Source organism: Alishewanella sp. HL-SH06 (assembly GCF_052656265.1).
In genome coordinates this window covers 1,655,546-1,676,353 of the sequence record NZ_CP199752.1, presented here as the reverse complement: position 1 = coordinate 1,676,353, position 20,808 = coordinate 1,655,546, and the positions used below count along the sequence as shown (strand labels likewise).

Annotated in this window: 18 protein-coding genes; 6 read left to right on the top strand and 12 right to left on the bottom strand. The window is 46.7% G+C overall.

Annotated features, from left to right (window positions below):
- Positions 1–58: 58 nt before the first annotated feature.
- On the bottom strand, positions 59–2,302 hold the full coding sequence (locus ACUJFK_RS07760; protein ID WP_445426569.1) for an aminotransferase class V-fold PLP-dependent enzyme: 2,244 nt from the start codon (positions 2,300–2,302) through the stop codon (positions 59–61).
- A 141-nt stretch (positions 2,303–2,443) separates the two neighbouring features.
- A complete protein-coding gene (gene fadR / locus ACUJFK_RS07755; RefSeq protein ID WP_229585155.1) occupies positions 2,444–3,157 on the bottom strand; it encodes a fatty acid metabolism transcriptional regulator FadR in 714 nt (237 codons plus the stop codon).
- A 171-nt stretch (positions 3,158–3,328) separates the two neighbouring features.
- On the opposite strand from fadR, the gene dsbB reads away from it, so the two are divergent.
- The gene (gene dsbB / locus ACUJFK_RS07750) at positions 3,329–3,865 is read left to right on the top strand and encodes a disulfide bond formation protein DsbB (RefSeq protein WP_306176737.1); all 537 of its coding nucleotides are present in this window, start codon (positions 3,329–3,331) and stop codon (positions 3,863–3,865) included.
- A 14-nt stretch (positions 3,866–3,879) separates the two neighbouring features.
- Here dsbB and ACUJFK_RS07745 read toward each other — a convergent pair whose 3' ends face one another.
- The 4 genes from ACUJFK_RS07745 to ACUJFK_RS07730 all read right to left on the bottom strand — a co-directional run bounded on the left by ACUJFK_RS07745 (position 3,880) and on the right by ACUJFK_RS07730 (position 7,864).
- Entirely contained in the window at positions 3,880–5,574 is a 1,695-nt protein-coding gene (locus ACUJFK_RS07745) for a methyl-accepting chemotaxis protein (RefSeq protein ID WP_445426568.1), read from the bottom strand.
- A gap of 171 nt (positions 5,575–5,745) precedes the next feature.
- Positions 5,746–6,360: an FKBP-type peptidyl-prolyl cis-trans isomerase gene (locus tag ACUJFK_RS07740; RefSeq protein ID WP_226750864.1), complete on the bottom strand. Its 615-nt coding sequence runs from the start codon at positions 6,358–6,360 to the stop codon at positions 5,746–5,748.
- 66 nt (positions 6,361–6,426) lie between these two features.
- Complete coding sequence (locus tag ACUJFK_RS07735; RefSeq protein ID WP_445426567.1) at positions 6,427–6,744, bottom strand: YfcL family protein; 318 nt, start codon at positions 6,742–6,744, stop codon at positions 6,427–6,429.
- The gene (locus ACUJFK_RS07730) at positions 6,734–7,864 is read right to left on the bottom strand and encodes an ATP-NAD kinase family protein (protein ID WP_306176739.1); all 1,131 of its coding nucleotides are present in this window, start codon (positions 7,862–7,864) and stop codon (positions 6,734–6,736) included. The genes ACUJFK_RS07735 and ACUJFK_RS07730 overlap by 11 nt, the downstream gene beginning before the upstream one ends.
- Before the next feature lie 294 nt (positions 7,865–8,158).
- On the opposite strand from ACUJFK_RS07730, the gene ACUJFK_RS07725 reads away from it, so the two are divergent.
- Positions 8,159–9,550 carry a coniferyl aldehyde dehydrogenase gene (locus ACUJFK_RS07725; protein WP_445426566.1) on the top strand — a complete coding sequence of 464 codons (1,392 nt, stop codon included), beginning with the start codon at positions 8,159–8,161 and terminating at the stop codon, positions 9,548–9,550.
- A gap of 4 nt (positions 9,551–9,554) precedes the next feature.
- Here ACUJFK_RS07725 and ACUJFK_RS07720 read toward each other — a convergent pair whose 3' ends face one another.
- The 3 genes from ACUJFK_RS07720 to prmB are packed head-to-tail and all read right to left on the bottom strand — an operon-like array spanning position 9,555 to position 12,806.
- Positions 9,555–10,721: an MFS transporter gene (locus ACUJFK_RS07720; RefSeq protein WP_445426565.1), complete on the bottom strand. Its 1,167-nt coding sequence runs from the start codon at positions 10,719–10,721 to the stop codon at positions 9,555–9,557.
- Between the two features lie 9 nt (positions 10,722–10,730).
- Positions 10,731–11,849 (bottom strand): chorismate synthase, encoded by a 1,119-nt coding sequence (gene aroC, locus ACUJFK_RS07715; protein ID WP_445426564.1) that lies wholly within the window; start codon positions 11,847–11,849, stop codon positions 10,731–10,733.
- The gene (gene prmB, locus ACUJFK_RS07710) at positions 11,850–12,806 is read right to left on the bottom strand and encodes a 50S ribosomal protein L3 N(5)-glutamine methyltransferase (RefSeq protein ID WP_445426563.1); all 957 of its coding nucleotides are present in this window, start codon (positions 12,804–12,806) and stop codon (positions 11,850–11,852) included.
- A gap of 49 nt (positions 12,807–12,855) precedes the next feature.
- On the opposite strand from prmB, the gene smrB reads away from it, so the two are divergent.
- Positions 12,856–13,431 carry an endonuclease SmrB gene (gene smrB, locus ACUJFK_RS07705; RefSeq protein ID WP_445426562.1) on the top strand — a complete coding sequence of 192 codons (576 nt, stop codon included), beginning with the start codon at positions 12,856–12,858 and terminating at the stop codon, positions 13,429–13,431.
- Positions 13,432–13,444: 13 nt separating this feature from the next.
- Here the strand turns inward: smrB and sixA are convergent, their stop codons facing one another.
- On the bottom strand, positions 13,445–13,936 hold the full coding sequence (gene sixA / locus ACUJFK_RS07700; RefSeq protein WP_445426561.1) for a phosphohistidine phosphatase SixA: 492 nt from the start codon (positions 13,934–13,936) through the stop codon (positions 13,445–13,447).
- Between the two features lie 219 nt (positions 13,937–14,155).
- Here sixA and ACUJFK_RS07695 point away from each other — a divergent pair, with 219 nt between their 5' ends.
- Both ACUJFK_RS07695 and ACUJFK_RS07690 read left to right on the top strand, forming a co-directional pair.
- On the top strand, positions 14,156–16,921 hold the full coding sequence (locus ACUJFK_RS07695; RefSeq protein WP_445426560.1) for an insulinase family protein: 2,766 nt from the start codon (positions 14,156–14,158) through the stop codon (positions 16,919–16,921).
- 54 nt (positions 16,922–16,975) lie between these two features.
- On the top strand, positions 16,976–19,225 hold the full coding sequence (locus ACUJFK_RS07690; protein ID WP_445426559.1) for a putative bifunctional diguanylate cyclase/phosphodiesterase: 2,250 nt from the start codon (positions 16,976–16,978) through the stop codon (positions 19,223–19,225).
- A gap of 42 nt (positions 19,226–19,267) precedes the next feature.
- Here the strand turns inward: ACUJFK_RS07690 and maoP are convergent, their stop codons facing one another.
- A complete protein-coding gene (gene maoP / locus ACUJFK_RS07685; RefSeq protein ID WP_226750853.1) occupies positions 19,268–19,615 on the bottom strand; it encodes a DUF413 domain-containing protein in 348 nt (115 codons plus the stop codon).
- 129 nt (positions 19,616–19,744) lie between these two features.
- Here maoP and hdfR point away from each other — a divergent pair, with 129 nt between their 5' ends.
- Positions 19,745–20,593 carry an HTH-type transcriptional regulator HdfR gene (gene hdfR / locus ACUJFK_RS07680; protein WP_445426558.1) on the top strand — a complete coding sequence of 283 codons (849 nt, stop codon included), beginning with the start codon at positions 19,745–19,747 and terminating at the stop codon, positions 20,591–20,593.
- 14 nt (positions 20,594–20,607) lie between these two features.
- On the opposite strand, the gene ACUJFK_RS07675 is transcribed toward hdfR, so the two are convergent.
- Positions 20,608–20,805 (bottom strand): hypothetical protein, encoded by a 198-nt coding sequence (locus ACUJFK_RS07675; RefSeq protein WP_226750851.1) that lies wholly within the window; start codon positions 20,803–20,805, stop codon positions 20,608–20,610.
- Between the last annotated feature and the right edge of the window lie 3 nt (positions 20,806–20,808).

Genomic DNA, 20,808 nt, shown 5'->3' with positions numbered 1-20,808 from the left:
CCGTTTAAACATGTACTTCTGATGTAGCACTCTTGCGCCGGCTTTGCCGGCGCTTTTTTTAGCTTAATAAAGCCACACCACCCTGTAAATTCCACAGTTGCTTAAAGCCTAAACGCCGAAGCACTCGCGCAGCCAATAAACTTCGATTGCCGGTTCGACAAATCAACAACAAAGGCTGGTCTAGCTTTAATTGCTGTTGCAGCATGGCATTGCAAAGCCGCGACAAAGGGATCTGCAACACTTCAGCCGTCACCGGTAAGTAAGTATCTACCGCCCCTGCGCTCTGTTCATAGGGCTCACGCACATCCAGCACAGTGATCTGTTGCGTGCTTAATAACTGCTCTAAATCATTGGGCTGTACTAACGCAATCGCGTCCTGATGAGATACTTCAACCAAACCACACAAATGCGTGCTGGCTTGTTGCAAAATCGCACTTTGCTCGTTCAATCGTTGTTGCCATTGCTCCTGCTCAGCACCAGCTAAAATTTGTTGTAATAAAGGGGTTTCTTGTTTGGCTAAAGCAAAAGTGGTAACAAAGCGCTGTGCGTAATCATGGCTTGAAAATAATAGCGTTTGTTCAGAAACTGTTGCTTGCAAAAGCTGCAAACTCTGCTGTAAAGCCATGGCACTACCACCGTCGAGATCGGTGCGACCAATACCAGCTGGCAGTAAAATATCGCCAATAAAGGCAGCAGTGATGCTATCAGCTTGTTTTAACAACACACTATAAGCCTGCGGACTATGGCCTGGGGTGGCAATACGGCTTAATTGATACACACCCACTTGCAGCGTATCATGTGCCAGTGGCCAACCTGTTGCATCCTGCTCCTTTGCATCGACCAATAATTGTCGTAATAATTTTGACGCAGGGTTGGCTTGTTGATGCAAATGCGTATCCAACACGGCAACTAATGTTAAACCCTGTCCTTGAATAATATTCACGAAACGCTCAGCTAACGGCATAACAGGATCAATAATAATAGCTTGGCGACTATGCTCACAACTCAGTAAATAACTGCAATTAGCATCATATTTAAATTGTGATAAACCGGCCGCCACGCTCATATTCAGCGGATCCGCATCCGTTAACACTAAACAGTGTTGACGCACTACTGGTGCTAAACTGACAATACGCTTGCACGCTTCGTCACATTCTTCTGCTGTCATCGCGGGGCCAAAAGATAAACGAATAGCGCCTTCACTGCGCCAGCGTTCCAGCCCCATGGCATCTAATACAAAGCTACCGGTTACTTTCGAACTGCAGGCAGACCCAGAGCTTACGCGAATACCTGCCGCATCAAACAGATCCAAAATATCTTTGGCAAAGAAACCTGGCACAGCAAAATTTAAGGTTGTAGCAAGAATGTGTGGCTCAGCGCTATTTAACACCAAGGCCGGGAAAACCTGACGAAGCGCAGCTAGCAGTTGCTGTCTATAATGCCATAGCACCGCATCCACGCAGAATACACTTGATTCAGGGTTCAGTAATTGACTAAAGATGGTACTTAAAGCGGCAATACCCGGTAAGTTTTCTGTACCCGAGCGTAAACCGCCCTCTTGACCACCACCAGCAATTAATGGCTGATAAGGCGCACCTGGGCGAACATACAGAAAACCAATACCCTTAGGACCATACAACTTATGGCCACTGAACGGCGCATAATCTATACTGATCTTCGCAAAATCTAAAGACATTTTGCCCAGAGCCTGTACGCAGTCAACCAACCAATACGCATCCGGTTTGACTTCACGGATCAGTTTTTCTAACGCCACTAAATCTTGTTTTACCCCCGTTTCGTTATTAGCCGCCATAGTGCAAACCATAGCAGCACGGGGTAATAATTGACGTAACGCATCAGTGTCAATTAGCCCACTGTTTAGTACAGGAATAGCCTGTACCGTCGCATTAATCTGTAAAAGCTTGTTCCAGTATTTTAAACTTTCCGGAACGGCTTTATGCTCGGTCGCGCCATATAATAATAAGGTTTCAGGCCCACATAAGCCGCGAGCACGTAGCGCTTGCAACGCGGAAATCACCGACGTTTGAATACCCTCTGTTGCCCCCGAAGTGAAAATAATCTCGCCTGTGGCAGCACCCAATAATTGCCGCGCCAAACTGCGGGTATGCTCCAAGGCAACCTTCGCTTTAATACCGGTACTATGACTGCTGCTTGGATTGCCAAAGTCTTGCTGCATTGTTTGCATCACGGCAGCGGCAACTGCCGGCAACACCGGTGTAGTCGCATTATTATCTAAATACACTTCGGCCAAAGTGCGACAACGGTGAGAGGGTGCTGACATCGAAGAAACTCCAAAAACGTGGCGAAAACCAACTTATAACTAAAGGTTATATGTTATATCATTTGATTTTCTTGGCACAGCATTAAATAAAAAAAGCCGCTATTGATAACAATAGCGGCTTTTTCAATACACTACAGCATATTAGATCAGATCATTTGGGATCTGGGGGCGCATCTCTAACCAAATTTTGCCACTTTCAATACCGTATTTACGCACAACCATGATCACGTCGTTATGCTTACCGGCCTGAGCCATCTGCTTTAACTGTTCATAATAGCTGCGGGCGAGCGCACGGGCTGCTGGTTGTGAAAAATAAAAACGGGCAATTTTGTTATACAAGCCGCGAAAACCATTTAAGATCAACACATATATACGGTTAGAAGAATGCAGCGCTAATTCATGGTTGAGGTTGTAATCAAACTCAGCAAAGGCTTCCGCGGTATCGTCTAAGGTTTCAGCATTACTTAAATAATCAATCACCTGCTGCTGATGTGTCTTAATAGCGCCACGAATATAGATAGCGCTGATATTAGTCCGGGCAGAAAGCAGTTCATCTACTAAGTCTGGCATATGCTCTTCATCAAGCCGCGCCAGCGTTTCTAAAATATTTAAACCTGAGGTTTCCCAAAAGTTATTTACTTTAGTGGGTTTGCCATGTTGAATGGTTAACCAACCATCGCGCGCTAAACGTTGTAACACTTCACGCAAGGTGGTGCGGGTTACACCAATCAATTCTGATAGCTCACGTTCAGCGGGTAAAATAGAACCTGGGGCAAATTTGCCATTCCAGATTGAATCAACAATATACTCTTCAGCAAAGCCAGCAGGACTTTGTGCTTTAATTAGGTTGGTCATGCGGATTAATCCGTCTCATTAGTCTTAAAATTATCGACTGATTGTACCAGAGCGATGGCAGTTAACAAGACACACGGCAAAATTCGCTGCAGTAAGACAGACTTCATTGTGTATTCTGTTGAAATACCTTAAATTGTTAAACTATATTTGCTTAATTTTGCAGGCAGCAGCATGTTTCAAGCGCTTAAATCCCTTTCTCTCAAACGTTGGCCTTGGCTTTTACTGGCTTTCACTGCGTTATTATTTGAAGCTTCCGGCTTATATTTTCAGTATGTGCTTAATTTTCAACCTTGTATTAAGTGTATTTATATTCGCGCAGCCTTTCTCGGTATTCTGGTAGCCGGTTTAATAGGTGCTTTTGCGCCTAGACATCCCTTAGGCCGTTTCGTGGCTAACTTAGCTTGGCTTGGCGCTGCGCTTTATGGTTTCTGGCAAGCGCAAGAATTGGTAGCGATAGAGCAAACATTAGCCAGCGGCGGTTTTACCACTTGCGCCCTGTTTGCCGATTTTCCCAGTTGGTTAGCTTTAGATCGTTGGTTTCCCGCGGTTTTTGAAGTCACCGGTACTTGTGGTGGGGTAAGTTGGCAGTTTGCTTCGCTGAGCATGGCGCAATGGAGCCGGATCATCATGTTCAGTTACAGTGTGGTTTCAGTAGTGGTGTTGGCCAGCCAATTTAGCCGGCTCAACAAAAACCCTTACCGTGATTAACCCACTAAATCTGTTTACACTCGATAATTGCTAACTAATCGATCTAGCTCTGTCGCAAGTTCCGTCAGTTGTTCGCTGGTGTGTGTGGCACGTTTTGTACCGTCAGCCGTTTCTTCGATAACGATAACAATTTGATGCACATTTTCGTTTATGGCGCCAGAAACATGGGTTTGTTCTTCTGCTGCAGTGGCAATTTGTGCGTTCATGTTATTAATGGTATTTACCGCGGTACTAATTTGATTTAATGCCAATTCTACTTGGCGGATTTCTTCCACGCTGCTCTGACTGCTTTGCTTTAACTGACTAATCAGTTCAATCGCGCCTTTGATACCCGAGTGTAAGCGTGAAATCATTTGCTGAATTTCTTGAGTACTTTTTTGCGTACGGCTGGCCAGCGTGCGCACTTCATCTGCGACTACGGCAAAACCCCGCCCTGCTTCACCGGCACGGGCCGCTTCAATCGCGGCATTTAACGCTAACAAATTCGTTTGCTCAGCAATACTGCGGATCACATCTAACACCCCGCCAATCCGATCAGACTCTTTACTTAAATCTGCAATCACCGATACACCATCATTTACTTGCAAGGCTAAACCATCAATTACTTGTACGGTTTTCTCCAGTGTGTGTTTAGAGTTACTGACCAGATCTTCTGCATTCGCTGCGGCGGATGATGCTTGCATCGCACTGTCGGCCACCTCTTGTGAAGATGCCGCCATTTCATTCATCGCGGTAGCCACTTGATCGCTTTCGGATTGCTGACGACTCACGCCCTGAGTAGCTTGGCGCATAATGGCGTTTAATTCACCAGCACTGCTGTTTAAAGTTGAAGTTGAACCGGCAACCCTTGCAACCAAATCTCGTACCTGACTAGCAAAGCGGTTAAAGGCTTCTGACAACTGTGCTAATTCATCATTACCACTCACGGTTAAACGATGGCGTAAATCACCGCCACCTTGAGCTATTGCGGTCATTGCCGAAACAACTGATTTTAATGGCGTTATAATGCTGCGCACAACTACCAGCGCCAACAACATAATCACGATTAACGAGGCGATGGCGGTACCCAGAGAGCTCCAAAAGCTGGTACTAAGTGACTGATCCACTTTTTGCTGCATTAACGCCACTTGCTTATCTAAACTGTCAATCCAAAAACCCGTTCCAAGCATCAAACCCCATTTACTTAACTCTTCAGCGTATCCCAATTTGGGCTCAGTTAGGTTAGTCTGGGTATTATTCCAATGATAGTATAAATAGCCGTCACCACTTCGTGCCGCATTCCATAAGCTGCGGATCACCTCTACACCATTTGGGTCCTTGAGATCCATCAGGTTACGGCCTTGTAAGGCTTCATTAGCCGCATGCATCACATTGACGCCTTGCTGATCATAAATAAAGAAATAGCCCATACTGCCGCTATCATCAAAACGCAATTGCCTTAAAATTTCGATAGCTTCTGCTTTTACAGCTGGGTTAGTGGCCGCATCAGGCGCGTTGTATAAGTGAGCAATTGAGCTTTTCGCTAATTGCATATAGTTTTTAATTAAGGCTTGCTGACTTTGCTGAAACATCTCTTCAAAACTATCAACCCCTTGTTGCCCCAAGGATTTAGCCTGCAACAAACTAAAGCTTACTAACAACACCGCAAGCAAGGTACTGGGGATCAGAGCTAACAATAAAATTCGGGTTTGGATGGTAAGGTTGGCCATCAGTTACTCCATGTTAACGGCTAAATTCAACACTCAGTATAAACCTAGTTTTGCCATACTGCTGTAATAAAGGCATGAAAAACGTAAGATTAACGCTTAACGCGTTATGACTCAGCATAAAAAAAGCGCCGAACAAAGTCGGCGCTTTTTAACCATCAACACAGCGCGTGTTTAAACGATAGCTAACAGCTCAACATCAAAAATTAGCGTACTAAATGGAGCGATAGCATTACCGGCACCACGTTCGCCGTAAGCGAGGTTATGTGGCACATATAAACGTAATTTTGAACCTACCGCCATCATTTGTAACGCTTCAGTCCAGCCAGCAATCACGCCCGATACAGGGAACTCAGCAGGCTCGCCACGCTGATAAGAGCTGTCAAAAACCGTGCCGTCAATTAAAGTACCGTGATAGTGCGTACGCACGGTAGAAGCAGCAGTCGGTTTTTCACCTTCGGCGGCAACTAACACTTCATATTGTAAACCTGAAGCGGTGGTAGTGACTTCTGCACGCTTAGCGTTTTCGGTTAAAAATACTTCGCCCGCTTCGGCTAAAGCCGCCGCTTTTTCTTGTTCAACCGTTTGCATACGCTCACTGATAACCGTAAAAGCAGCACGAATTTGATCTTCGGTTACTTCTGGCGCTTCTTCATTGTATGCTGCGGCTAAACCTGCGGCCACGGCAGTAATATCTAAGCCATCAAATGGACGATCAGCAAGCTGCTGACCCATCTGTAAACCAATACCGTAACTTGCGTGTTGCTCTAAGGTGGTAAATTTTGACATGCGTTCCACTTATCCTTGACGGATGGCGCTAAGCACCATCAGAGTTAAAATTGCGCTTATCTTACGCTAATTAGAAGAACTTGTCTCGCAAGACGATTGTAACTGTTGCCAAACCGCACGAACTTGCTGCTGATCTTGCTCAGTCAGTTCACCGCCTGAAATGGCTTGCGCCAAACTCTGCTCCACTTGCGCCACAATATCGCTGACGTGAAAAGGTTGCTCAGTAACCTGCAAGGTACCCACCACTAAATCAACATGGCCGCGTAAGTAACCAGCAGCAAATAACTCATCATCGGTCGCAATGGGCACTAACTGATCAAAATAGGCTGCGGCCTGCTCAATAAACTGCTCGGTATGTTCTTGTTGCTGCATCTTAATGCTCATCCTCATATCCTAGACGGTAAATAACATAATCGTTGTAACCGGTTAACACACTGATCAAGCCTTGCAGCTCACGATCCAATGCGACATCGCCGGTATCGGCTAACAACGGCCGCCCATCTAATTGTTGTAACTTCGTTTTGGTGGCTAGTAAGAGAATGTTGTCACGGCCCACGGCACGGATCACCGCTGGGGATAGCTGCTGATTACCTCGACCAAACACATGGCCTTGTCCGCCTATCAAAGTGATAACTAACTTACTGGGATAATCTTTTACCCAATCAAGCAGTTCACTGGCGGTCACGTCCTGCGCTAATAGTTGGCCATTTTCAACTACATCTACCCCTAGCAGCGTGTTCTCTAAGCCTAGCTCCGCCATCACCGCGGCCACGGTTGAACCAGAGCCCATCACATAACGCACGTTATCTTCTAATTGGCTGGCCACATAAGCTGCTAAATCATCCAACACCAGCTCAGCGGATTCTTTGCCCGCCATTTTCACGCTTTGGACATAACGTAATTCAGCCGGAATACGCATTTCGCCATAACGCCGTGCTTTTACCACGCCTTGGCGAAAAGCCACTTCATCAATATCCATCACCGCCGCTTCTTGCTGGCTAACTAATTCACCCGCGACTAACTTGCTCAGTAACTTCCCTGCGGCCAGCGGTGATATGGCATACACGCCAGAGTGAATTTTACAACCAGCAGGAATGCCTAGCACCGTGGTGCGATCCGCGACCACACTGCAGACATTGCGCGCGGTGCCATCGCCACCTGCGAATAACAGTAAATCAACGCCCGCCGCTGCAATCAGCTCGGCAGCGTGTTCCGTATCCAGCGCTTGTGTAGGATGTTGTGTTGGGGTGTAACACACCTGATACTGAAAACCTAACTCGGCTGCCAAAGCTTCGCCCATGTCGGCGGCAACCGTGAGAATTTCAACTTGCTGCTGCAGTGGTAATAACTGCTCTAAACAGACACGAGCCCGCTCACCCGCCATCGGCGTAGCGCCAAGCGCCAAGGCTTGCTCGGCCAGTTGATCGCTGCCTTTTAACCCCACGCTACCGCCCAAGCCGGCTAATGGGTTAATAATTAAGCCTAATCGAAATCGTTTCGCCATAACTACTGCTACCTATAGCTCGCTGCCTCTTAAAAGCAGGCGTATTGCAATTGCCGCGCATTGTACCTGCTAATCTGGCTATTTCCCAGCGATCAGCCGCCAGACCGGCGCATCGCAACCCGGTAACGGCCGGATAGCATTCTAAGGCTATTTCAGCAGGCTTGCGGCAAGACCGTCAGTGCTCTACAGTAAGTCGGGATTTGCGCCCAGCAGTTTGGTTTTATGCGCTACACCAACTGTTTTATGCCGATTTTGCTACTTATCCTTGGATATCGTTTCTTATCAGGAGTTTTTATGACATCGCTCGAACAGCAGTTTGCGCAACACCAGCAGGCTTTTCATGCAGATCCTTACCCAAGCCTTGCTCTACGCCGTCAGCGTTTAACTGCCTTAATGCGTGCTTTGCAGCAATTTGAGCACGCGCTATGCGAAGCCGTTGCCAGCGATTTTGGCCAGCGCAGTCATGATGAAACCCGATTACTGGAAATCGCGCCTTGCCGCCAAGGCTTAAAATATCAATTGCGCCATTTAAAAGCGTGGATGCGCCCGAAAAAACGGCATGTTCATTACACTTTTGCGCCAGCCACTAACCGGGTGATGCCACAGCCGCTGGGCGTAGTAGGTATTATTGTGCCGTGGAATTATCCGATATTTCTGGCATTGAGCCCTTTAATGACGGCACTGGCAGCAGGCAATCATGCCTTGGTTAAATTATCTGAATTTACCCCAGCAACCAATCAGGTACTACGCCAATTATGCCAGCAAGCCTGTGCGGATAGTGTCAGTATTATCGAAGGCGATGCGAAGGTCGCCGCCGACTTTTCTGCCCTACCCTTTGATCATTTGCTTTTTACCGGTTCAACCCAGGTTGGGCGTAAAGTGATGCAAGCCGCTGCCGCCAACTTAACGCCGGTAACCTTAGAGCTTGGCGGGAAAAGCCCGGTACTGATTGCACCTGACGCCAACTTAGCACGCATTAGCGATCGCTTGCTATTTGGTAAAACGGCTAATGCCGGTCAAACCTGTGTCGCACCAGATTATGTGTTAGTGCCTCGTGCCCAGCTGCCCGAGTTAATCAGCCTGCTCAAGAAGGGGTTTAAACGTTTTTACCCCGATTTCCCAAATGGCAGCTCATACAGTGCGATCGTCAATCAGCGACAATATCAGCGGCTCAGCCATCTTTTGCAAGAAGCGAAAGATGCCGGCGCAACCTTAATTTCCTGTAGCGAAGGCGGCAACGCGCAGCAGCGATTATTGCCGCTGACTTTGGTAGTGGATGCCCCGTTAGCGTGTCAGTTATGGCAAGATGAGATTTTCGGGCCGGTTTTACCGCTGCTGCCTTATGATGATATTAACGAGGCCATTGCCTTTATTCGAGAACGGCCTAAGCCCTTAGCCTTATACTTGATGAGCGAAAACTCAGCGTTAATTAGCCAAGTGCTCGAGCAAGTGCATGCGGGTGGCGTAGCCATTAATGATACCTTGCTGCAAGTCGCGCAAGATGATTTACCCTTTGGTGGTGTCGGGCCATCTGGCCTCGGCTATTATCATGGTCCAGAGGGCTTTTTACGGTTGTCGCACCTTAAAGCCATCCATGAAAAAGGCCGCTTTAGTAGCAGCCAATTTATTTATCCACCGTTTGATCGGCCGCTATTTCAAGCTTTATTACGTTGGCTCACCCGTTAAGGCGTTAAACCAAAGCCGCTTTAGGCATCTGTTTAGGTAAGCACCAAGCTAAGATGGCGGCAAAACATGCCGCTATCGCTGCCAGCACATAGGTTTGTTCAGCGCCTAAGCCGTTTTGCCAACTAATACCGCTGATATAAGCACCTAGCGCACCACCGCCACCGTATATAATACCGGCATAAAAAGCTTGGCCTCGCCCTCGCTGTGCCTTGGGGAAAAACTGCTGAATAAACTGCATAGCGCAACTATGGGCAATGGCAAAACTCCCTGCATGAAACAACATACTCAGCGCTAACAGCCATGGCGAATCAGCAACAAAAGCTAACATAAGCCAGCGGATCACCGTCAAACCATAACAGCAGGCCAACAACCGACGAAAAGAAAAACGCTGCAAAATACGTCCGGCATAATAAAAGGCGATGATTTCAGCCAGCACGGCTAAACCAATAAACAAACCGGTAAGGGTTCCGCTGTAACCCAGATCCCGGCTATACAGCGTAAAAAAGCCATAAAACGGCGCAAAGCTCATCTGTAATAAGAATGCCGCAGCCATAAACTGCCACAGCACCTTACTAGAAAACAACTCAGCAAAAGATAATTTGGGCTGATCTTTACTTGGTGGCGGTGGCATCGGCGGTAAATTAACCAAACTGAGTAACAACAAAAACAGAAACAACAATGCGGTGCCCGGCATAAACTCACTGCCAAAGCGCTGATAAAGCCAGCCGCCCAGCATGACTAATACGATATAACCGATACTGCCAAAGGTACGAATTTTACTGTAGCTGCCGGTATCATCATTCAAACTATGAAAAGTACAGACTTCCAACTGCGGTAAAATCGCTGTCCAGAAAAAGCTGAATACCGCAAAACCCAGTAATAATGGCCAAAAGCCAAAATCGACTAAGCTACTAAGCCAAGCGACAATAGCAATACCGGCGCCAAAGCGCATGATCCCTAAAGGATTAGCCGTACGATCAGCTAAGGTGCCCCAAAGCGCTGGGCCTAAAATACGAGTGGCGGTAACCAATGCCAGTAACAAACCAATTTGTGCCGATTGATAACCGCGGCCATCTAAAAACAAGCCAAAATACGGCACAAAGATGCCCAGTACACCAAAGTAAGCAAAATAAGCCAGCGATAACGCTGGCTTGGCAGTTAATCTGAACACAATAATCGCTTATTCGCTGGGAGCTTGTTGACGAGAAATAGCAGCAATATCCGGCGTGGTTACCTGCACCATGGCATTTTGCGCGCGCTGTCTTAACAGGTGATCTAACAGCACAATCGCCAGCATCGCTTCGGCTACGGGTACAGCTCGAATACCAACACAGGGATCATGCCGCCCTTTGGTCACGATATCGACGACTTCACCGTCGGTATTAATGCTTTTACCCGGCACACTGATACTCGAAGTGGGCTTTAGCGCAATACTGACTAATAAATCTTGGCCGCTGGAAATACCACCTAAAGTACCACCAGCGTGATTAGCACTAAAACCCGTTGGCGTTAATTCATCACGACCCGTTGAGCCGCGCTGCTCGACCACCGCAAAGCCATCGCCAATTTCCACCGCTTTTACGGCATTAATGCTCATCATGGCATGCGCAACATCGGCATCTAAGCGATCAAACACCGGCTCACCTAAGCCAACGGGCATGCCGCTCGCCACCACATTAACGCGAGCACCGACCGAATCACCGTCCTTTTTCAGTTGCCGCATGTACTCATCTAAGGCACTGAGTTTATCGGGATCGGGGAAGAAAAATGGGTTGTTTTCAACTTCATGCCATTGTAATTGTTCCGCTTTTACCGGGCCAAGCTGGGATAAATAACCGCGAATTTCAATACCACAATGCTCTTTTAGATACTTTTTAGCGATAGCACCGGCAGCCACTCGAATGGCCGTTTCACGTGCAGATGAGCGGCCACCGCCACGATAATCGCGGATCCCAAATTTGTGCCAGTAGGTGTAATCGGCATGCCCAGGACGAAATAAAGCGGCAATGTTCGAGTAATCTTGTGAACGCTGATCGGTGTTTTCAATCAATAAACCGATAGAGCAACCGGTAGTAGTATCGTTAAACACTCCTGATAATAGCTTCACCGTATCTTCTTCACGGCGCGCGGTGGTGTAACGCGACGTGCCTGGCTTGCGCCGATCCAGATCTAACTGCAGATCTTCAGCGGTCAACGCCATACCAGGTGGACAGCCATCAACCACTCCGCCAATGGCCGGACCATGACTTTCGCCAAAGGTGGTGACTTTAAATAACTGCCCAATACTGTTACCTGCCATTTATGCTTCCTCAAACAAATGCTGACTGTTGATAAGCTGCTGCTTTGTCAACGCGAAAACGCCCAGACCACCGCTGTTAAATTCCAGCCAATTAAATGGGACGTCTGGATATCTATACTGCAATTCAACCATACTATTGCCAACTTCACAAACTAAAATGCCCTGTTCGGTAAGATGGGCTGCCGCATCTCGAAGGATTTGCCGCGTTAATGCCAGCCCGTCTACACCCGAGGCTAAGCCTAATTCGGGCTCATGCCGATACTCTTCGGGTAAGTCATCCATATCTTCGGCGTCAACATAAGGCGGGTTGGTCACTATCAAATCGTAATGCTGGCCTTGTAAGGCGGCAAAGCCATCAGATAACACGGGAAATACCCGATCTTCTAATTGATGCTCCGATATATTAATTTGCGCCACATTTAACGCATCAGGACTAATATCCACGGCATCCACTTGTGCATCAGGGAACGCATAAGCACAAGCAATAGCAATACAGGCAGAGCCGGTACATAAATCTAAAATAGCCGTAGGAGTAAAACCCGGTTCAAGTAAGTTAGCAAATTTGTTTTTAATTAATTCGGCAATCGGCGAGCGTGGGATCAACACCCGCTCATCCACATAAAACGGCAGCTCGCAAAAGTAGGCTTGCTGAGTCAGGTAAGCGGCTGGAATACGCTGTTCAATGCGTTGCTGCAGTAAATCGATAAACGCTTGGCGCTCATGCAGGGTTAAACGTACGGGCAACAGTTTGTCATCGGTCAGTGGCGGTAAAAATAGCACATGGGCTAACAGCACTGCCGCTTCATCCCACGCATTGTCGGTACCATGACCAAAATACACTCCAGCCTGATGAAAACGACTTACTGCCCAACGTAACCAATCATGTACCGTGCACAGTTCTGATAAGGTCCCCTGCAACTGTTCAGGATGAAAAGGTGATAGCGGTTGCTCAGTCATGGTATGCTGCACTCCAGATTTTAACAAAATATTGATTAGACCCGCGCGCATGCAGAAAAAAAACTCAGCTAGCAAAACCCTTGATCCAGACGAGCTGGAACTGTTCCGGGAGTTTGTTGCTGGCACCCGCCCGCTTGAGCAAGACAAGATAGCGCCAGTTGCCAAACGCAGCAAGCAAAAACGCCCCAGCGCGGCCTCGAATAGCGCAACTGCTGAAAAGCTGTTCTTTTTCTCTGATGAATACGAAGTTTTTAGCGACACCCAAGGCAGCTTGTCTTATGTGCAAAGCGGTGATGATCCGCATTTAGCTGGGCGCCTGCGCCGCGCAGAAATCGAGCCCCAAGTCGTTTTGGATTTACATGGCATGACCGGCCAACAAGCGAAAACAGAATTAGCCGGGTTATTAGCTTATTGCCAGCAGCAGCAATTTAACTGTGCCTGCGTGGTACATGGCAAAGGCTTAGGGATTTTAGCGCGAAAAGTGCCGAATTGGTTAGTGCAGCATCCCAATGTGCGCGCCTTTCATACTGCGCCCAAAGCTTGGGGCAAACAAGGCGCTTTATTACTACTTTTGAAAATCAACCAAAGCACCGAGCAACAGTTTCGGGATTTGCCTGGCCGCTAAAACCATTCGCCTTTCAGATTTCGGGTAATACCGACAACGCCAGTGGTCTATTTCGCTCTTGCACCACCCCCCCTTGTCCTAGCTGGTAACTGATACAAGTTAACGAGGCGGTACTAAAAATCGGGGCTTGGCCGGGTTCAGTAAAACTTTCGACTAAAAAACTCACCAACGGCATATGTGATACCAACAGCAGCTTGGCGTTGGGCTGGGCTAACAATAATGCATCAATTTGCGCTTTCACTGCTTCCGCTGGCGCATCAGGCACTAACTCGGGTATGAGTTTAAATTGGCATTCTGCGGGCTGCTGCTCTAACATTAATTCGGCTGTTTGCTGAGCACGCAAGTATGGGCTACTCCATACATAATCGAGATTGGCATAGACCGTTTTTAACCACAACGCCATTTGCCGCACATCGTTCTGACCGTCTGGTGTTAATTGTCGTAAGCTATCATCCGCCGCATAGGGCTGTGCTTCGCCATGTCGCATGATCACGAGATTTACCATGAAATTGTTACCATAATGCTGTTTTGTCCCATTGATTCGACTATTGAGCAAATTAGCATGCGTCAGGTGAAAATAGTGCGCTATGATAAAGAAAGTCTGTTGTCAGCGTAACTATCATTTGTGCATAACATAGCGTTTAGTTATTACTTATCGCTATGAAACTTTGGTCGGATAACCCGCAAACGTCAACAAGCCCTCATGCTAAATAAAGGAACCGCTTTGCAACATAATGAACTGATAAAAAGTCCAAATGACCCAAAGCAATACCGATATTTGCAGTTAGCTAACGGTTTACGTGTGCTTTTGGTTCACCAGGCTGACAGTGAAAAAAGTGCCGCCGCCTTAACCATTAATGTCGGACATTTTGACGATCCACAAGAACGAGAAGGTCTCGCGCACTTTTTAGAACATATGCTGTTTTTAGGCTCGGCACACTATCCGAACGCCGGTGAGTTTCAACATTTTATCAGTGAGCATGCCGGTAGTCATAATGCCTGGACCGGCACTGAACATAGTCATTTTTATTTTGATATTGAACACGCCGCTTTTGCGCAAGGCCTTGCCCGTTTTGGTGATATGTTTAGTGCGCCCTTGTTTAGTGCCAGCTACGTTGATAAAGAGCGGCAATCTATCGAAGCTGAGTTTTCCATGAAACTCAAAGATGATAGCCGCCGCATTTATCAAGCACACAAAGAAAGCATTAACCCTGCGCATCCTTTTGCTAAATTTTCAGTAGGGAATGCCCAAACACTCGCCGATTTACCAAACAACAGCCTGCAACAAGCCGTCAGCGAGTTTTATCAGCAGCAATACAGCACTAGCCGCATGAGTTTGTGTTTAGTTGGTCCTCAATCACTTGCTGAATTAGCCGCGCTGGCTGAGCAACATTTTGCGGCACTGCCAACGCATCTTCCGAAAAAACCTGCGGTACAGGTGCCATTGTATTTGCCTGAACAGCAAGGGATTCAATTAAATATCCGCCCCCATAAAAGCAGTAGCCGTTTGGTGGTCAGCTTTGCCATGCCTGATATTCAGCCATGGTACCGCTTTAAACTGGTGAGTTTTATCGCACATCTGCTGGGCGATGAAGGGCAACATTCTTTACTGGCCTATTTAAAAGAACGCGAACTGGTTAATCAATTAAGTGCCGGTGGCGGTATTGATGGCAGTAATTACAAAGATTTCACCGTTGCCTTTGAACTGACGGCCAGTGGCCGCGCGCATTATCGCGATATTGTGGCGGCACTGTTTAGTCAAATTAAGCTGCTAAAACAATCCGGGTTCAATCAGGCACTGTTTGTCGAGCGGCAACGTTTATTGCAATGGTCATTTCAGTTTTATGAGCCCAGTAGTGCTTTACAAACCGCGGGCGATTTATCGCTCAATATGCAGCATTACCCGCCTGAGGATATTATTTTCGGCGATTATCGCATGGAATTACCGCCCGAGGCGCTATATCAAGAACTGCTGGGGTATTTTTGTAGTGACAATATGCGCATTATGTTGGTGGCTGATGAGGTGCCAGTTAATTGTGAAGCGCGCTGGTATCATACCCCCTACAGTATTGTCCGTTTAGATAAGCAGTGGCTTGAGCAATTAAGCCAACAACCCCTTAAACGCGCCATGCAATTGCCAGCACCGAATCCGTATTTACAAACCGAATTATCGTTATTACCGGACAGTGCGCATATGCCTTTACCACAAGCAGTATGTCAGCGTGATGACCTACATATTTGGTATAAAGCAGACACAGATTTTAACACCCCCAAAGGCCATATTTTTGTGCAGCTAACCCTGCCTAATAGCTGTCAAACCTTAACGCAGTTAGCTGCCTCTCGCTTGTGGGTAGAACTTGTACTGGATCGCTTTAATCAGCAATTGTATGCCGCGACTACTGCAGGATTAAATTATTATCTTCACGTACATCGTCAAGGTGTCAGTTTACAAACCTCTGGCCTGACTACGAACCAAATTCGTTTACTTAGCGATATTTTAAGCCAATTACCCGAGCCTGAATTTAGTGAGCAACGTTTCAATGAACTCAAACATCAACTGTGCCGACACTGGGAAAACAGTAGTAAAAATAAGCCGGTCGCGCAGTTATTTAGTCAGTTATCAGCCATTTTGCAGCCGCAAAACCCTGAGTTAGATTTATTACAACGCACCCTGGCGGCATTAAGCTTTGAGCAGTTTCAGCAATTTCAGCAGCAGCTTTTACAACAGATCCATTTGGAAGCTTTATTGGTAGGCAACTGGCCTACCGCGGCAGCGGCTGACTTACAGCAGCTATTAGTAACCTGGTTAGCGGCACAGCACTCTAGTGGCCCTACGTTGCCTGCGCGGCAAAACGGTATTAAAGATCTTGGCCCGGTTTGGTTACAGAGTGTCGCCAGTGGTCAAACCGATCATGCTATTGTTATTTATATCGCAGCGCAGCAAAAAACGGCCGACCAAATGGCCTGCTTTATGTTGGCAAACCACGTGATGTCGCCACGCTATTTTCATCAATTACGCACAGAGCAACAATTAGGCTATTTAGTCGGCACCGGTTATGTACCGATTAATACCCTGCCAGGTTTAGCGTTTTACGTACAATCGCCCGACTCAACAGCAGATAAACTGTATGCAGCGACGGTAGCGTTTTTTCAACAGTTTTTAGAGCAAATTCAGCAGTTAACGTCTGACGAGTTCGCCGCATTAAAACAGAGTATGCTATCGCAATTGGCCGAGCGTGATACCAGTTTAGGCGCACGTGCCAAGCGATTGTGGCTAGCTCTTGGCCAGCAAGATTATCAGTTTAGTCTTACCGCAGATATTCAACAGGCCTTAGCAACGCTAAGCCGGCAAGCCTTTATTGCGTTTTTACAACAACTGCTCGCACCCGACTACGATGTGCTGTTTTTAGCAACCGATCCGGCACCCAGCAATAGCCATGTAAAAACTCTCTTGAAAACTGAATTGTTAGCGGGGCTGAATTTGCTTTGACAGCCTTGCTGATCTTCGTTAACTTAGCTTGAATATTCACAAAAACAATAATAAATGTCTTATAAAAAATTTACGCTTGGCAGTTTGATTTTATTGGCTTTTTTTTCGCCTTATCTAGCAGCAACAGTAATCGACTGGACCATCATTGAACCTTATCTGCTTTACACTGTGATGGCTATTGCCGTCGCAGGTTTTTTACTTGCCCAATTTAATCAGCGGCGCATGCGCACTTACCATCAAGCTTTAGCAAAAAGCGAAGAGCGTTTACGTTTATCCACTTGGGGTAGCGGTGATGAGTTATGGGATTGGAATATCGAAAGTGGCGAGCTGTATCGCTCCAGTGCATGGCTTGACCCCCTCTCTGCGCCGCCTGAAGGAAAAAACTTTCCTCCGAACAAAAATTTTATTCATCCACAAGATCTAGAACGCGTCAGTAGCGCACTCTCACAGCATCTGGCCGGAAATAGCCCATTTTTTGAATCAAGTTATCGCTTACGCACGGCAGATGATAATTACATCTGGGTATTAGATCGCGGAAAAATTGTTGCCTATAACAACGAAGGCAAAGCACAGCGAATGACCGGCACGCTGAAAAACATTAGCCAGTTAAAACAAGCTGAAGCCAGAATGCAATTATTTGCACGCTGTCTAGAAAACATTTCAGATGCCGTGGTGATTTGCGATACCAAGTTTAATATTCTCGAAGTGAACCCCGCTTTTAGCAACATTACCGGCAATACTCGGGAAAGCGTGCTACAAACCCGCTTTAAACTTAGCTTGTATCCGCCGCGCTTCTTACAAGAAATTGAAAAAACCTTGGTACAAAAAGGCCGCTGGAGTGATGAGATCCGTGAACTCAAAACCAACGGTGATTATTATCAAGCCGAATTAACCTTTGACGTGATTAAAGACGAACAAGGCTTTATCACTCAATATGTCGCCGTATTCTCTGATATTTCAGAGCGTAAACGACGTGATGCCGAACTCAATCGATTGGCCAACAGCGATACGCTGACCGGACTGCCCAATCGGGCGGTGTTTATGAATAAACTGGCCAGTCTAGTCAAAGATAACACCCAGAATGCACTTTTAGTGTTCGACTTAGACAACTTTAAGAAAATTAACGACTCACTTGGTCATGAACTAGGCGATGCGCTGTTATGTAAATTGTCAGAACGACTGCATAACAACAAACTGTTCCGGCAAAGGCTATATCGGTTAGGTGGCGATGAATTTGCCATTTTACTGAGCAATACCAATGATATTCATGCCATTACCAGTCTTGCCAAAGCCATGCTACAGCAAATTAATGCGCCTTTTGCTATCGAGCAACATGAACTGGTCGTCACCAGCAGTATCGGTATCGTGTTGTTTCCAGAGGATGGCAAAGATCCGCAAGCGCTGTTACGCAACGCCGATACCGCGATGTATCACGCCAAAAGCGCTGGCGCGAATCGCTATCTATTTTTTAATGACACCATGAACAAACAAGCGGTTAAACGATTGCAAGTCGAAAATTTAATCCGCCATGGTTTAAAAGAAGATCTGTTTGCGGTTTTCTATCAACCGAAAATGGACTTACTCAGCGGTAAAGTGGTCGGTATGGAAGCACTGGTGCGCTTTATTACGCCCAAAGGCGGCTTAGTCAGCCCAGCGAGTTTTATTCCAGTTGCAGAAGAAACCGGACAAATTGTTGATATTGGTACTGTAGTCTTGCGCAAAGCCTGTTCAGATGTACGCCGCTGGATTGACCAAGGGTTGTTTCATGGGCGGGTAGCGGTAAACTTATCGGCCAAACAATTTATGCTGCCGTTTTTGTGTGATCAAATCGACGATATTTTACAGCAAACCCAATTGGCATCTTATCACTTAGAATTAGAGATCACTGAAGGCACAGTAATGGAATCGCCAAAACTGGCCATTGATACGATGAAAAAACTGCGCGCTCGCGGTATTCACCTCGCCATGGATGATTTTGGCACCGGCTATTCATCACTGGCCTATTTAAAGCAATTCCCATTGAATACGCTGAAAATTGATAAAGCCTTTATAGATGATATGAACAGCGCCCGTGGCCGCAACATGGTGGATACCATTGTGACTATCGCGCATAACTTAAGTTTATCGGTGGTGGCTGAAGGCGTTGAAACCCTTGAACAATTAGAGCAGCTAAGAAAACTGCGCTGCGAAATTATTCAAGGGTTTTACTACAGTAAGCCATTGTCAGCAGACGATTTTGCAGCTTTTTTACATGAACAAAAAAAGCCCCGTTTAAGCCTGACAGCAAACGGTAATAATTGGTAGCAGCCAAACAGCAGACATAAAAAAAGCCCCTAAGGGCTTTTTTTAATCAGTATCTGTTTCAACGTAAGAGAAATCGTCTGCTCCATCCGCAATACGTTTTTTACCAAATACGGTGTGGAACTTACGCTTTTCTGCTAAGCGTTGTTTGTACTTTAGCCAGGTCTTCTCATAAGGTGTCGTTGCTTCAGCTTCGCCGCGACAGACGAGCAGAAACCGCTCTTCCTCTTCGTTGACTGGCGCTCTAGCACCTTGATCCAGTTGCTGCATTGCCAAACCATGTTTCTCTAACAGATTACCCTCTGCCAGAGTAAAGCGCCCTGACCGGGTAAAACCACGTGGGAAATTCCGGTCATCGAAAAAGCGACGATTAGCGACAAAACTTTGCTGCATCACTTTTTTCCTCTCATCTCGTTGAATATCAAGCCAGCCTGTTTAAACTGTGCGGAGTATGGTTAACAAATTTCCTGTCGTAAAACAAAAATTTTTTATGCTTACGATAAATATCACAAAGGAATCATTTTGGATACTGAGTTATTAAAAACCTTTTTAGAAGTACAGCATACTCGACATTTTGGGAAGGCTGCTGAAAACCTCTATTTAACCCAATCGGCGGTGAGCTTTCGCATTCGACAACTGGAACAACAACTCGGTGTTCATCTGTTTGTGCGCCATCGCAATAATATTCAATTAACGGCGGCAGGTGCACGTTTACTGCCTCATGCCCAAACCATGTTAAGTGCATTACAACGCGCCCGTCAGGATGTAGCACAAAGCATACAACAGTTACAGCAATTATCACTTGGCGCAACAGCCAACTTGTGGGAAAGCGTGTTACTGCCGGTGTTTTTACCTTTAGCCGCTGCGAAACCCGATGTTACCTGGCGTACTGACAGTTTAAACCGTGAAGCCAGTACCCGCCAATTATTGGAACATCAATTAGATATTGCCATCTTATTTGATCCACCAAAAACCGATGAGATCACGCTGGTTAAATTAACCGAGATCCACTTACTGCCCGTCAGTAGCTGCAAAGAGCAACACGCTGCGGGCAAACCCGATGAACGTTATTGCTATGTCGATTGGGGGAGCAACTTTGACGTTAAACACCAGCGTCATTTTGCCGAGCAGCAAGTGGTGCAGTTAAAAACCAGCAGCGCCAGTTTGGCTAAAGCCTGGTTGTTACAACAAGGCGGTTGTGCCTATTTACCCGCGCAATTTGTCAGTGCCGAGTTGGCTGAAGGTACCTTAAAACCGCTTGAGGCAATGCCCAGCTTAACGCTCGACTTATATGCGGCCTATTTAACTGATAAAGAATATCAACCACAACTGCAAGCAGTGATACGCTTGCTCCAACAATGGCAAACCTAATACCGATTGACGAATTAAGGCCTGAAGATACGTGCGTTTTTGGTGCGGGCGCGATGAATGGCTAAACGTTTATAACTGTTAAAAAGCGGAAGTAATAAAGGCCCAGTGAATAGCGCCGCTATGGCCCATTGCAATGCTCGCATGCCACTGCGTAAGGCCGCAATGTATACGCCTATAACAACCATTAACCATACTACTGGCACTACAACCACAAT